Source organism: Microbacterium phycohabitans, assembly GCF_032464935.1.
Lineage (GTDB): Bacteria > Actinomycetota > Actinomycetes > Actinomycetales > Microbacteriaceae > Microbacterium > Microbacterium phycohabitans.
Genome location: NZ_JAWDIT010000002.1, coordinates 185,627 through 199,602, shown reverse-complemented (window position 1 = coordinate 199,602; position 13,976 = coordinate 185,627). Strand labels below are relative to the sequence as shown.

Below are 13,976 nucleotides of genomic sequence, written 5' to 3'. Positions count from 1 at the left end.
GGGACGTGCGGCGACCGGGGGCGAATCTCCCCGCACGAATGGTCATCCGGGGCGGGAAGGGGGGATGGTTTGGAGGAATCAGGCTTCTCCCAGCCTGCTCTGCGGTGTTTCCCCGCCATGCCGACGGGGTGCGGCGGGGCGTCCGGGGCGCTGCGACCGCCAGACTGGGCGCATGAGCGAGAACGTCGTCGAGGTCGAGAACCTGCGCAAGACCTACCGCGGCGGCGTCGAGGCGCTGCGCGGGGTCTCCTTCGACATCCGCCGCGGAGAGACGTTCGCGGTGCTCGGGCCGAACGGCGCCGGCAAGAGCACCGTCATCGAGATCCTCGAGGGCTACCGCGACCGCACGAGCGGCGAGGTGCGCGTGCTCGGCGTCGATCCGCACCGCGGTGGACTCGACTGGAAGGCGCGGCTCGGCATCGTGCTGCAGAACACCGGCGAGGCGCCCACCGCCACCGTGCGGGAGCTGCTCGCCCACTTCGCCTCGTTCTACCCGCGGCCCCGCGACGTCGACGAGGTCATCGCGTCGGTGGGGCTGACCGAGAAGGCCAAGGTGAGTGTGCGGAAGCTGTCGGGCGGGCAGCGTCGTCGCGTCGACGTGGCACTCGGCATCATCGGTCGCCCCGAGCTGCTGTTCCTCGACGAGCCGACGACGGGCTTCGACCCTGAGGTGCGGCGGCAGTTCTGGGACCTCATCCGCCGTCTGCAGAGCGAGGGCACCTCGATCCTGCTGACCACCCACTACCTCGACGAGGCCGCCGAGCTCGCGGAACGCGCGGCGATCATCGTCGCCGGGGAGGTGGCATCCGTCGGCCGGATCGACGACCTCGGCGGTCCCGGGGCGCGCGTGCCGATCGTGCGGTGGCGCGAGGGCGACGAGGTGCGCGAGGAGCGCACCCACGACCCCGGGGCGGTGGTGGCAGAGCTCGTCGCGCGCGGAGGCGAGCCCGAGCGGCTCGAGATCGTGCGCCCGAGCCTCGAAGACGTCTACCTGTCGTTCCTCGGCGACGAGGCGCGCCGCACGACCGCGGCCGGGGGCACGGCATGAGCCGCGTCCTGCGTCTGGGCGCCTCGCGCATCGCGTTCGAGGTGCGCTCGTACTTCCGCCAGGGCGACTCGGTGTTCTTCACGTTCCTGTTCCCCGTGATGATCCTGCTCATCTTCGCCGTCGCGTTCGACGCGCAGACCTTCGGTCCTCCGGGCGATGAGGTGGATGCCGCGCAGTTCTACCTCCCCGCGATGCTCGCCGCCGGCGTGCTGCTCTCGGGTCTGCAGAACATGTCGATCGACATCGCGATGGAGCGCAGCGACGGCACCCTCAAGCGCCTCGGCGGAACGCCGCTGAGCCCGGTGTCGTACTTCATCGGCAAGCTCGGCCAGGTGCTGGTGACGGGCTTTCTGCAGTCGGTGCTGCTGATCGTGGTCGCGGCGGTGTTCTTCGGGGTGCCGCTGCCGACCGATCCCGAGCGCTGGTTGACGTTCGCGTGGGTGTTCCTGCTGGGCGTGACGACCTGCGCGATCCTCGGCATCGGCCTGTCTGCGCTGCCGCGCACCGGCCGCAGCGCCACGGGCGTCGTCATCCCGATCGTGCTGCTGCTGCAGTTCATCTCGGGCGTCTACATCAACTTCGCCGCCCTGCCGGAGTGGCTGCAGAACGTCGCGAGCGTCTTCCCGCTCAAGTGGCTCGCGCAGGGGTTCCGCTCGGTGTTCCTGCCCGAGGGCTTCGCCGCCGCCGAACCGTCGGGCTCGTGGGACCACCCGCTCATCCTGCTCGTGACGGGGTTGTGGCTGGTGGTGGGTCTCGCCGTCGTGCGGGTGACGTTCCGGTGGATCCGCAAGGACGCGTGAGGCCGCCTCGCGGGCACCCCCCCGGATCGATAAACGCTCTCCGTGTGGAGAAACGCCTTCCCTCCACGTTTCTCGTCACGGGTGGCGTTCATCGGGGGAGGGGGCGGATGCCGCGGCCCCGATGTCGCAGGCCCGGTCTAGCGTGGATGCATGGTCGCTTATCGCTATCTCGGTAACAGTGGATTCAAGATCTCGGAGATCACCCTGGGCAACTGGGTGACCCACGGTTCGCAGGTCGGTGACGACGCCGCGATCAAGACCGTGCACGCGGCCCTCGACGCGGGGATCACGACGTTCGACACCGCCGACACCTACGCCAACACCGCCGCGGAGACCGTGCTCGGCACGGCCCTCGAGGGGCAGCGGCGCGAGTCGCTCGAGATCTTCACCAAGGTCTATTTCCCCACCGGGCCCGGGGGCCCCAACGACACCGGCCTGAGCCGCAAGCACATCATGGACTCGATCAACGGTTCGCTCAAGCGCCTCGGCACCGACTACGTCGATCTCTATCAGGCCCACCGCTTCGACTACGAGACGCCGCTCGAAGAGACCTTCCAGGCCTTCGCCGACGTGGTCCGCCAGGGCAAGGCGCTGTACATCGGCGTCTCGGAGTGGACCGCGGAGCAGCTGCGCGAGGGTCATGCGCTCGCGAAGCAGCTGGGCATCCAGCTCATCTCCAACCAGCCGCAGTACTCGATGCTGTGGCGCGTCATCGAGGGCAAGGTCGTGCCCACGAGCGAGGAGCTCGGCATCTCGCAGATCGTCTGGTCGCCCATGGCCCAGGGCGTGCTGAGCGGCAAGTACCTGCCCGGTCAGCCCGTGCCCGAGGGCTCGCGCGCGACGGACGAGAAGAGCGGCGCGAACTTCATCAAGAGGTTCTTGAACGACGACACCCTCGAGGCCGTCCAGCGTCTGAAGCCCATCGCCGACGGGGCCGGGCTCACGATGCCCCAGCTCGCGATCGCGTGGGTGCTGCAGAACCCCAACATCGCCGCGGCCCTGGTCGGCGCGTCGCGTCCGGAGCAGCTGCAGGACACCGTCAAGGCGTCGGGCGTGACCCTGGATGCCGATGCCCTCGCGGCCATCGACGAGGCCCTGGGCGACGCGGTGTTCTCCGACCCCGAGAACACCTACGAGGTGTCGCCGAAGCAGCGCCTGGTGTAATCCCCTCCTGTGCGGGGCCCGAGCGAAGCCTCAGGCCCCGCACAGGAGAGAGCAGGGTCGGCGTCGTACTCTCTCGGAATGTCCTTTTCCGCTCACCGGCCGGGCCGTTTCGGCTCCGATGGCCGCATCGAGTTCACGACGGACGAGGAACGCGAGCAGTATCTCGACGACATCCTCGCCGCGCAGAACGCGGCGAACCCCGACTCCGACGCGCACGACCACACCTCCGAGCCGTGGGGTGCGCCGCCCGCCGACGACGAGCCGCGCGACCCCTTCTTCGACGACGAGACCCTCCCGATCGACCGCGACGCCACCTCTCCCAACGACGACGCCCCCGTCGACGACGCCCCCCTCGCCGACGAGCACGACACCGTCGTGATCGACCGCGAGAACCGCACGGATGCCGATGCCCACGCCGAGGCGCACGACGCCCCGGAGCAGGTGCTCGCGGCCCCCGCCGTGGCATCCATCCCGGTGACCGCCGAGCCGCGGCCCCCGCGCCTGCGCCGCTCCGACCCGCGCCGCCCCAAGCTCTCGCTGATCCGGCGCATGGCCGTGCTCGGCGGCGCCGACAACGACGTGCTCGACGAGGTGCCCGAAGAGGTTCCGCGCTTCGTGCAGATGTTCCTCGTTCTCGGGGGGACCGCGCTCGTCTCGGCGCTGTCGATGATGTTCGCCCTGCTCACCGGTGTGCGCGTCAGCATCCTGCTCGCGATCCCCCTCGCGATCGTGTGGGGCCTCATCATCTTCAACCTCGACCGCTTCCTCACCTCGACGATGCGCTCGACCAAGAACGTCTTCCGTCTGCTCGGTCTCGCCTTCCCGCGCGTGATCATGGCGGCGCTCATCGGGATCGTCGTGGCCGAGCCGCTCGTGCTGCAGGTGTTCCAGAACGACATCGCCCGCGAGGTGAACGCGACCAACGTCACCCAGGCGCTGACCGATCAGGATGCCGTGACCAGCGGCCCCGAGAAGCAGGCCCTCGACGCCGCGTCCGCCCAGGTCTCCGCGCTCGAGAACCAGGCCGCGACCGGCATCGTCACGGGCACCTCCTCGACCTCGGCCGAATCCGCCGCCGCCCAGCAGACCGTCGATCAGCTGACGCAGCAGCTCGCCGCCCAGCAGACCGTGATCGACCAGGCGCGCGCGGTGTACCAGTGCGAGCTGACCGGCCAGGGTGCCGGCACCGTGCCCGGCTGCACCGGAGTGGCCGGCGACGGGGCCAGCAGCGACGCGGCGCAGGCGCAGCTCGCCCAGGCGCAGTCGGCCTACGACGCGCTGTCGACGCAGTTGCAGCAGGCGCAGTCCACCCTCGCCGCCGCCAACACCGCCGGCGCCGAGGCCGCGGCATCCTCCGCCGACCAGAACAAGCAGCAGGCCGAAGACCAGCTCCCCGCCGCGCGACAGCAGTACGAGGCGGCCCTCGCCGCCTACAACGCCCGCGCGTCGTCGGTGGCCGAAGGCAATGCGGGAGCGGTGGGTCTGCTCAGCCAGATCACGGCCCTCGAGCGCCTGTCTGATCGCGAACCGGTGCTGCGCTGGGCGCACTATCTCATCGCGGCGCTGTTCTTCATGATCGAGTTGCTCCCGGTGATCGTGAAGGTGCTGACGAGCTTCGGCGGCCCCTCGCTGTACGAGAAGGCCGAGAAGATGCGCGGTCAGATCGCCCTCGACCGGGTCTCGGCGCGCACCTTCCGCAAGCGCGCCGACATCATCGCCGACGAGGCGAACCGGGTACCGGCCACGGTGGCCTGATGGTCGTCCGCAGCGCCGGGCTCCTGCTGTACCGGCTGGAGCCTTCGCCGCAGGTGCTCATCGCGCACATGGGCGGGCCGTTCTGGGCGAAGAAGGACGCCGGAGCGTGGTCAATCCCGAAGGGCGAGTACGCCCCCGAGACCGAGGACGCCCTGGATGCCGCTCACCGCGAGTTCCGCGAGGAGCTCGGCGTCGAGCCGCCCGAGACGGAGTGGGCCGAGCTCGGCACCTTCGCGTACAGCAGCGGCAAGAAGATCCTCGTCTTCTGCGGCGACGGCGCCGGGTTCACGGCATCCGCCTTCACATTCGGCACCTTCGAGATGGAGTGGCCGCCCCGCTCGGGGCGCACGGCGTCGTTCCCCGAGGTCGACCGCGCGAAGTGGATGGACCTGGATGCCGCGCGCGAGGCGCTCGTGAAGGGCCAGCGTCCCGTGATCGACTCGCTCGAGAGGGCGCTGCAGGAGCTCGCCAGCGCCTGACGCCCCGCGCTTCGCGATCCGCGCCCGCCGCTGTACCCGCTTCCTTCCGTGCCTGCTTATCCGTTCGAGTGTCCAAGACACCCGGACGTTCCGGAAGTTCGTCCGGGTGTCTTGGACGGTCGCGAGGGGGTGCACGGCGGCCGCGCACACCTACGCAGCGCCTTATCGCCCGCGTGGCCGCGTTCGGCTCACCGGCGGGACGCGTCGGATCACGGGCGCAGCAGCACCTTGCCGACGCGGGGCGAGTCGCTCGCGCGCGCGGCGTCGCGGGCGTCCTCGAGGGCGAAGGTCGCCGCGACGGGGAGGGTCAGGGTGCCGTCGGCAAGGTAGTGCGACAGTTCGCCGAACAGGGCGCCGCGGGTCTCGGCATCCATCGTCTTGCTGACGACGCTGCCCCAGAAGCCCTTGACGGTGGCCTGGCGGAAGATGATGTCGCCGGCCGAGAGCTCGAGCTTGCCCGCGCCCATCGAGCCGAAGATCACGAGCGTGCCGTTCTCGCTCAGCAGCGACAGCACGTCGTTGCTCGCCGAGCCTCCGACCGAGTCGACGCCGGCGACGATGCGTGCGCCGTCGGCGAGGGCGAGAGCGGCGTCGCGCCAGCCTTCGGCGTCGGTCGAGACGACGTTGTCGATGCCCTGCTCGGCGAGTTCGGCGACGGCGCTCCGGCGGCGCACGAGGCCGATCACGTGGATGCCGCGGGCCTTGGCGATCTGCGCGACCATGCGGCCGACGGCGCCGTTGGCGGTGTTCTGCACGATCCAGTCGCCCGGCTGCAGGTCGAGGGAGTGCAGAAGGCTGATGGCGCTGAAGGGCATCGACACGAGCTGCGAGGCGACCTCGTCGCTCAGGCCGTCGGCGACGGGGATGAGGCCCGCGGCCTTGGCGACGACCTGTTCGGCCCAGACGCCGAAGGTTCCGCCGGTGGCCACGCGCTGGCCGACGGTGAGGCCCTCGACGCCCTCGCCGAGCTCCTCGACGATGCCGACCGCTTCGGTGCCGGCCCGCGCGGGCAGGTCGGGCTTGAAGCCGTAGGTGCCGCGGATGGTCCACAGGTCGTGGTTGTGGATGGGCGACAGCAGCACGCGCAGACGCACCTCGCCGGGCCCGGGGGTCGGGGTCTCGACCTCTTCGACGCCGAGGACGTCGGCGGGCTCGCCGAACTCGTGGTGGATGACTGCGCGCATGGAATGCCTCCTGTGGTTATTTTGTAACGACCGGTCTAATATAGACCTCGAGCCCGAGGATGCAACCGGAAAGGCCCCGTGTCCGTCGAGGGGTCCGGCGGCTTCGACAGGCTCAGCCACCTCCGGTCTGAGGCGGGGTCCGGTGGCTTCGACAGGCTCAGCCGCCTGTCACGGAGGACCCTGAGCCTGTCGAAGGGTCCGGGCGCCACCACGACCAGGAGAGGAAGATCATGGGCAGGATGCCGCGCTTCGATCGCTCCGTCGTCGTCGACGCCGCGCGCGACGTCTTCTGGCGCCGCGGATACGCCGAGGCGGGCATCGTCGAGCTCGAGGAGGCGACGGGCCTCACGCGCTCGAGCCTGTACAACGCCTTCGGCAGCAAACGGGGCCTGTTCGACGCCGTGCTCGCCGCCTACCTCGACGACGTCGTGCGCACACGGCTGCGCCCCCTGGGCGGTGGCGACCCCGGTGCCCTCGAGGCGTACGTCGACGACATGCGCGCTGCCATCGCGGCCGACGCCCCGCGCGCCCGCCTCGGGTGCCTGCTGCTGAACGCGGGGTCGTCTCCGCTCGCGAGCGACGATGCCGAGGTGCGCACGCTCGTCTCCGACTACGCGGCCGAGATGCGCGCGGCGATCCGCGCGGCCGTCGCCGACCGGCGCCCCGACCTGACCCCGGAGGCCGTCGACGCGCTCGCCGCGGTCTGCGCCTCGCTCGTGGTGGCCGGCCTCACCCTCGCGCGCGCCGATCGCGATGCGGCGCTGGGGACGCTGGCATCCATCCCGGCGACGCTGGAGTCGTGGGGGCGGGGCTGATCGCGCGAGTCGCCGAAAATCGTCGCCGCCGGGCCTCTCGAAGCAACAGATCGTGGCGAGTCGCGCGGTGAGGGTGCGGGCTCAGCCCAGCTTGACCGCGGTGCCGTAGGCGACGACCTCCTGGAAGTTCTGCGCCACCTCGCTCGTGTCGAATCGCATCGCGACGACGGCATCCGCCCCCACCGCCTGAGCGGCCTCGATCAGACGCTGCTTGGCTTCGTCGCGACTCTCCTGAAGTTGCTGAGTGAGGCCCTGCAGCTCGCCGCCGAAGAGGGACTTGAGACCGGCGCCGAACTGCACGCCGATGTTGCGGGCGCGCACGGTCAGGCCGGTCACTTCGCCGTAGACGTCGACGATCTGACGGCCGGGGACATCGTTCATGGTGGTCACGAGCATGCGCCCAGTGTGGCAGGGGGTTGCTGTCCGCGCGAGGGGTGATTTCTGCCGCTCTGTGTATACGCAAGTGGCCCAGCGTGCACAACGTGAGCCATTTTCACGCGCGACTGCATACAATGAGAGGCGACGTGAGGGAGGTGCGACATGCGGGCGAGCGAACGCGCGTACGCGACCCTCCTCGACGAGATCCAGACCGGCGCCCTGGCGCCCGGAACGGTGCTGGGCGAGGTGGAGCAGTCCACGCGCCTCGGTGTCAGCCGCACGCCGCTGCGCGAGGCCCTGCGGCGGCTGGCCTCCGACGGACTCGTCATCCAGGCCTCGCCGCGGGTCACCGTCGTCGCCGGCATCGACGCCGACGACATCCGCGCCCTGTTCGACCTTCGTCGCGCGCTCGAGACGGAGGCCGCCCGCCTGGCCGCGCAGCGCGGCGACCGACGGGTGTTTCTCGCGCTGGCCGCGGAGTTCGAGCGTGTCGACACCGCGGATGCCGACGACTACTACGCACTCATCGCCCGCTTCGATGCCGCGATCGACGCAGCGGTCGACAACTCCTACCTCTCGGCGGCCCTGCGCAGCGTCCGCACGCACCTCGTGCGGGTGCGACGCATGGCGCGCGACAACCCCCTACGGCTCTCGGCCTCGGCGCGAGAGCATGAACTGATCGCGCGAGCGATCGGCAGCGGCGACCCCGAACTCGCCGCCCACGCCACCCACGTGCACCTGCACAACGCCTTCACGACCATCCTCGAAGCCCTCACGGAGGACCCCTCATGACGATCACCCATCACGTGCGCGTGCACCGCAGCGACGAGAACCTCGCCCGCGAGGGGCAGCTCGCCTGGGCGCTCGCGCGCGTCGCGGTCGACCCGGTCGCCGTCGACGACGACGTGGTCGACATGATCGTCAACCGCCTCATCGACAACGCCGCGGTCGCCGCGGCATCCCTCACCCGTCAGCCGGTGAGCGCCGCGCGCCAGCAGGCGCTCGACCACGCCGTGTCGATCGGCGGATCCGGAGCCACCGTGTTCGGGTGCGCGCTCGAGCGCCGCTCGAGCCCCGAATGGGCGGCCTGGGCCAACGGCGTCGCCGTGCGCGAGCTCGACTACCACGACACCTTCCTCGCGGCCGACTACTCGCACCCCGGCGACAACATCCCGCCCGTGCTCGCGGTCGCCCAGCACACCGGACGCGACGGCGCCGCCCTCGTGCGCGCGCTCGCGACGGCGTACGAGATCCAGATCGACCTCGTGCGCGCGATCTCGCTGCACAAGCACAAGATCGACCACGTCGCCCACCTCGGCCCGGCCGCGGCCGCCGGCATCGGCACCCTGCTCGACCTCGACCAGGAGACGATCTACCAGGCGATCGGCCAGGCGCTTCACGTCACCACCGCCACGCGTCAGTCGCGCAAGGGCGAGATCTCGACGTGGAAGGCCCACGCCCCCGCCTTCGCCGGGAAGATGGCCATCGAGGCCGTCGACCGCGCGATGCGCGGCGAGACGAGCCCCTCGCCGATCTACGAGGGCGAGGACGGCGTGATCGCCTGGATGCTCGACGGCCCCGACGCCTCCTACGACGTGCCGCTTCCCGGCGAGGGCGAGAGCAAGCGCGGCATCCTCGATTCGTACACGAAGGAGCACTCGGCCGAGTACCAGGCGCAGGCGTGGATCGACCTCGCCCGCCGCCTCGGCACCGAGCGCCCCGACCTGCGCGACCCCGCCAACGTGGCATCCATCGTCCTGCACACGAGCCACCACACGCACTACGTGATCGGGTCGGGGGCGAACGACCCGCAGAAGTACGACCCGACCGCCTCGCGCGAGACGCTCGACCACTCGATCCCGTACATCTTCGCGGTCGCCCTGCAGGACGGCGCGTGGCACCACGTCGACTCCTACGCTCCCGAGCGCGCGGGACGCTCCGACACCGTCGCACTCTGGCACAAGGTGACGACGGCGGAGGATGCCGAATGGACGCGCCGCTACCACTCCGAGGATCCGAACGAGAAGGCCTTCGGCGGTCGGGTGGTCATCACCCTCGCCGACGGCACCGTCGTCGAGGACGAGATCGCCGTCGCCGACGCCCACCCCCTCGGCGCCCGGCCGTTCGCGCGCGAGGATTACATCCGCAAGTTCCGCGTGCTCGCCGAGCCCGTGCTGCTGCCCGAGGAGATCGAGCGTTTCCTCGCGCTCGTGCAGCGCCTGCCCGAGCTGACCCCCGCCGAGGTCATGCAGCTCACGATCGTCGCGAAGCCCGGCGTGCTGGCCCTCGCCCCGGCGCCGAAGGGGCTGTTCTGATGCTGCTCGCGCGCACAACGGCGGGGCGCTCCGCCGACACGCCGGTCCCGGATGCCGCGCGGCGGCGTGTCGCGCGCCCGGCCCGCCGTTGTGCACACATCGGCGGCGGCGGCACGCCCGGCAACCTCGTGCCGCCGGTGCGCGTGTGGCGCCGGTCCAGCCGGGCGCTGTGCACAGCTCCGGATTTCCGGAGTCGGCGGGTGCCGGCTGCCGCGGGATTCCGCGGGGGCTCGGCCCCGGCCCGAACGATTCGCCGGAGTTGTGCACGCCCGACGGGAGGGAAATGATGCTGTACGCCCAGACCACCGCACAGCAGAAGCGGCGCGCGCTGCGCGAGAAGCTGGCATCCGGAGAGCTCGTACGGATGCCGGGGGCCTTCAACCCGCTGTCGGCCCGGCTCATCGAGCGCAAGGGCTTCGACGGCGTCTACATCTCGGGCGCCGTGATCTCGGCCGACCTCGGGCTGCCCGACATCGGGCTGACGACCCTCACCGAGGTCGCGGGCCGGGGCCAGCAGATCGCGCGCATGACGGAGCTGCCCGCGATCATCGACGCCGACACCGGGTTCGGCGAGCCGATGAACGTCGCGCGCACGATCCAGACGCTGGAGGACGCGGGCCTCGCCGGCACCCACATCGAGGACCAGGTCAACCCGAAGCGCTGCGGTCATCTCGACGGCAAGAGCGTCGTGGATGCCGACACGGCGATCAAGCGCATCCGCGCCGCCGTCGACGCCCGGCGCGATCCGGACTTCCTCATCATGGCGCGCACCGACGTGCGCGCGGTGGAGGGACTGGATGCCGCGATCGACCGCGCCAAAGCCCTGGTCGATGCCGGCGCCGACGCGATCTTCCCCGAGGCGATGCGCGACCTCGGCGAGTTCGAGGCGATGCGCACCGCGCTGGACGTGCCGATCCTGGCGAACATGACCGAGTTCGGGAAGTCGGAGTTGTTCTCGACGCGGCAGCTGCAGGATGCCGGGGTGAACCTCGTCATCTGGCCGGTATCGCTCCTGCGCCTCGCGATGGGAGCGGCGGGCCGGGGCCTGGACGCCCTGTCATCCGAGGGTCATCTGCGCGACCAGCTCGGCGAGATGCAGCACCGCGCCGACCTGTACGACCTGATCGACTACGAGGGCTACACCCGCTTCGACGCCTCGGTGTTCGACTTCACCGTCGAGCGCTGAGGCGCGAACCGGCTGCCGGCCGCCCACCATGTCCCACTTATGGCGGAGCATGTCCCCCTTACGTCGGTCCTTGTCCCACTTATCGCCAGTGTGGGGGCGCCAAACCGGCCATAAGTGGGACAACGTCCGCCTCGCGGCCGCCGCCGCACCACCGCCGCCACCGAATCCGGCAGCATGAAGACCGAGCACGACTCAAGGGAGAGACGATGACCGACATCAAGAAGGGTCTCGCCGGCGTCACCGTCGACGAGACCGCCGTCAGCAAGGTGAACCCCGAGACGAACAGCCTGCTCTACCGCGGATACCCCGTGCAGGAGCTCGCCGCGACCCAGCCTTTCGAGGCGGTGGCGTACCTGCTGTGGAACGGGGAGCTTCCGGATGCCGCACAGCTCGCCGCCCTGCGTCGCACCGAGCGCGGGCACCGGGCCCTGAGCGACGACGTCCGCGCCGCGATCGACCTGCTGCCCACGAGCGCCCACCCGATGGACGAGGTGCGCACCGCCGTGAGCGTGATCGGCGCGCGCGAGACGGCGGGCATCTCGAACGTGATGGATGCCGTGGGTACCCCCGAAGAGAACCTCGAGCGGTCCGTCCGCCTGTGGGCGCAACTGCCCGCCGTCGTCGCCTACGGCCAGCGCCGCCGTCGGGGCCAGGAGCTGATCGACCCCCGCGACGACCTCGACTACGCGGCGAACTTCCTGTGGATGACGTTCGGCGAGGAGATCTGCACACCGACGGAGGGGGCTGAGCCTGTCGAAGCCGCCGGGGGTGCGTCGGCGCCGGACCCTTCGACAAGCTCAGGGTCCTCGGGTGCGAGCTCGGGGTCCTCGGGGGCGAGCTCGGCTTCGGCGGAGCGGGCTGAGCCTGTCGAAGCCGCCGGGGGTGCGTCGGCGCCGGACCCTTCGACAAGCTCAGGGTCCTCGGGTGCGAGCTCGGGGCCCGCGGGGGCGGGCTCAGAGCCCGCGGCTGCGGGCTCGGGTTCCTCGGCCGTTCCCGACCCCGTCGTCGTCGACGCGTTCAACCGGTCGATGATCCTGTACGCGGAGCACTCCTTCAACGCCTCGACCTTCACCGCGCGCGTCATCGCCTCGACCCTCAGTGACCTGTACTCCGCCGTCACGGGCGCGATCGGCGCCCTCAAGGGACCGCTGCACGGCGGGGCGAACGAGGCCGTGCTGCACGTGTTCACCGAGATCGGTTCGGCCGAGAACGTCGGCCCGTGGCTCGATGCGGCGCTCGCCGAGAAGCGCAAGATCATGGGCTTCGGACACCGCGTGTACAAGCGCGGCGACTCCCGCGTGCCCACGATGAAGGCCGCCCTCGACACCCTCGTGGCGCACTACGACCGCCCCGACGTCGCCGCTCTCTACGACGCCCTCGAGTCGCAGTTCGTGGAGCGCAAGGGCATCTACCCCAACCTCGACTACCCCTCCGGCCCGGCGTACGACCTCATGGGCTTCGACACCCTCACCTTCACGCCCCTGTTCGTGGCCGCGCGCGTGACCGGCTGGACGGCGCACGTGCGCGAGCAGCAGGCCTCCAACGCGCTGATCCGTCCGCTGTCGGCCTACGTCGGTCCCGACGAGCGACACGTCGAGGGATACGTGCCGGATGCCGCCGACGTCGAGGCGCAGGAGCGTCCCAAGGAGGCGGCGGGCTGATGTCCGAGCCGCGGATCGTCCTCGTCTCGGGTGCCCGCACGCCCATCGGCTCGTTCGGGGGCGCGCTCGCGGGCGTCGACGCGTACGAGCTCGGCGCCGTCGCCGTGACCGAGGCCCTGGCCCGGGCCGGGGTCGAGAAGGATGCCGTCGACGAGGTCGTCATGGGCTGCATTGCCCAGAACGGTCCCGACGCCTACAACGCCCGCCGGGTCGCGCTCGCCGCGGGGCTTCCCACGCGCGTGCCCGCGTTCACCGTCAACCGTCTGTGCGGCTCGGGCCTGCAGGCGATCTGGTCGGCAGCTCAAGAACTGCGCTGGGGCGGCATCGACGTCGCCGTCGCGGGCGGCGACGAGAGCATGTCACGCACGCCCTTCCTGGAGTACGGCGCCCGCGGCAACGCGCGCCTCGGCGATCGCACCCTGCTCGACGGCACCCTCGCGATCCTCACCGACCCCTTCAGCGGCCGGCACATGGGCACGACGGCCGAGGTGGTGGCATCCCGGTACTCCGTCTCGCGCGAGGAGCAGGACGCCTTCGCCGTCGAGAGCCAGCGTCGGGCCGCGACGGATGCCGCTCGCGCGGCGCTCGCGGAGGAGATCGTGGCCGTGACCACCGGCGGACGGAAGCCCGTTGAGGTGTCGGTCGACGAGCACCCGCGCCCCGGAACCACGATGGAGGCGCTGGCGGGCTTGCGGCCGGCCTTCGAGAAGGACGGGTCGGTCACGGCCGGCAACTCCTCGGGCATCAACGACGGTGCCGCCGCGACCGTGCTCATGCGCGAAGACGACGTGAGCGAGCGCGGGTTGTCGGGCCTCGCGACCCTGGAGGCCGTGACGACGGCCGGCGTCGACCCCGAGATCATGGGCTACGCCCCGGTCATCGCCCTGCAGCGCCTGTGGGAGCAGACGGGTCTCACCCCCGCCGACGTCGACGTCATCGAGCTGAACGAGGCGTTCGCCGCCCAGGCCGTCGCCGTGATCCGCGACGCGGGTCTCGACCCCGAGAAGGTCAACCCGTACGGCGGCGCGATCGCCCTCGGCCATCCCGTCGGCGCGACCGGGGCGATCCTCACCGTCCGCGCGGCCCTCGACCTGCATCGCCGCGACCTCGAGTACGCGGTCGTGACGATGTGCATCGGCGGAGGCCAGGCCCTCGCCGCGCTGCTGCGGCGGTACTGACCCGGGGCGCGCC

General features: G+C 70.9%; 13 protein-coding genes. 11 read left to right on the top strand and 2 right to left on the bottom strand.

Annotated features, from left to right (window positions below):
• Positions 1-172 precede the first annotated feature (172 nt).
• From RWH44_RS05350 to RWH44_RS05330, 5 genes are all read left to right on the top strand, one after another.
• Positions 173-1,048, top strand: coding sequence for an ABC transporter ATP-binding protein (locus RWH44_RS05350; RefSeq protein WP_316003767.1), 876 nt, complete (start codon positions 173-175; stop codon positions 1,046-1,048).
• Positions 1,045-1,848 (top strand): ABC transporter permease, encoded by an 804-nt coding sequence (locus tag RWH44_RS05345; RefSeq protein WP_316003766.1) that lies wholly within the window; start codon positions 1,045-1,047, stop codon positions 1,846-1,848. Before RWH44_RS05350 ends, RWH44_RS05345 begins: the two co-directional genes overlap by 4 nt.
• Before the next feature lie 150 nt (positions 1,849-1,998).
• On the top strand, positions 1,999-3,012 hold the full coding sequence (locus tag RWH44_RS05340; RefSeq protein WP_316003765.1) for an aldo/keto reductase family protein: 1,014 nt from the start codon (positions 1,999-2,001) through the stop codon (positions 3,010-3,012).
• 78 nt (positions 3,013-3,090) lie between these two features.
• Positions 3,091-4,767 carry a DUF4407 domain-containing protein gene (locus RWH44_RS05335; RefSeq protein WP_316003764.1) on the top strand — a complete coding sequence of 559 codons (1,677 nt, stop codon included), beginning with the start codon at positions 3,091-3,093 and terminating at the stop codon, positions 4,765-4,767.
• Positions 4,767-5,246 (top strand): NUDIX hydrolase, encoded by a 480-nt coding sequence (locus RWH44_RS05330; RefSeq protein ID WP_316003763.1) that lies wholly within the window; start codon positions 4,767-4,769, stop codon positions 5,244-5,246. The genes RWH44_RS05335 and RWH44_RS05330 overlap by 1 nt, the downstream gene beginning before the upstream one ends.
• A gap of 209 nt (positions 5,247-5,455) precedes the next feature.
• Here RWH44_RS05330 and RWH44_RS05325 read toward each other — a convergent pair whose 3' ends face one another.
• Complete coding sequence (locus RWH44_RS05325) at positions 5,456-6,430, bottom strand: zinc-binding dehydrogenase (RefSeq protein WP_316003762.1); 975 nt, start codon at positions 6,428-6,430, stop codon at positions 5,456-5,458.
• Positions 6,431-6,669: 239 nt separating this feature from the next.
• Between RWH44_RS05325 and RWH44_RS05320 the strand changes: the two genes are divergently transcribed.
• Positions 6,670-7,245: a TetR/AcrR family transcriptional regulator gene (locus RWH44_RS05320; protein ID WP_316003761.1), complete on the top strand. Its 576-nt coding sequence runs from the start codon at positions 6,670-6,672 to the stop codon at positions 7,243-7,245.
• An 81-nt stretch (positions 7,246-7,326) separates the two neighbouring features.
• Here RWH44_RS05320 and RWH44_RS05315 read toward each other — a convergent pair whose 3' ends face one another.
• Positions 7,327-7,641, bottom strand: a complete 315-nt coding sequence (locus tag RWH44_RS05315; protein WP_316003760.1) for a YbjQ family protein — start codon at positions 7,639-7,641, stop codon at positions 7,327-7,329.
• A 144-nt stretch (positions 7,642-7,785) separates the two neighbouring features.
• Between RWH44_RS05315 and RWH44_RS05310 the strand changes: the two genes are divergently transcribed.
• The 5 genes from RWH44_RS05310 to RWH44_RS05290 all read left to right on the top strand — a co-directional run bounded on the left by RWH44_RS05310 (position 7,786) and on the right by RWH44_RS05290 (position 13,963).
• On the top strand, positions 7,786-8,415 hold the full coding sequence (locus RWH44_RS05310) for a GntR family transcriptional regulator (RefSeq protein WP_298876225.1): 630 nt from the start codon (positions 7,786-7,788) through the stop codon (positions 8,413-8,415).
• Positions 8,412-9,938 (top strand): MmgE/PrpD family protein, encoded by a 1,527-nt coding sequence (locus RWH44_RS05305; protein ID WP_316003759.1) that lies wholly within the window; start codon positions 8,412-8,414, stop codon positions 9,936-9,938. Before RWH44_RS05310 ends, RWH44_RS05305 begins: the two co-directional genes overlap by 4 nt.
• Positions 9,939-10,224: 286 nt before the next feature.
• Positions 10,225-11,124, top strand: coding sequence for a methylisocitrate lyase (gene prpB / locus RWH44_RS05300; RefSeq protein ID WP_316004264.1), 900 nt, complete (start codon positions 10,225-10,227; stop codon positions 11,122-11,124).
• A 206-nt stretch (positions 11,125-11,330) separates the two neighbouring features.
• Positions 11,331-12,785, top strand: coding sequence for a citrate/2-methylcitrate synthase (locus tag RWH44_RS05295; RefSeq protein WP_316003758.1), 1,455 nt, complete (start codon positions 11,331-11,333; stop codon positions 12,783-12,785).
• Positions 12,785-13,963 carry a thiolase family protein gene (locus RWH44_RS05290; RefSeq protein WP_316003757.1) on the top strand — a complete coding sequence of 393 codons (1,179 nt, stop codon included), beginning with the start codon at positions 12,785-12,787 and terminating at the stop codon, positions 13,961-13,963. Before RWH44_RS05295 ends, RWH44_RS05290 begins: the two co-directional genes overlap by 1 nt.
• Positions 13,964-13,976 lie beyond the last annotated feature (13 nt).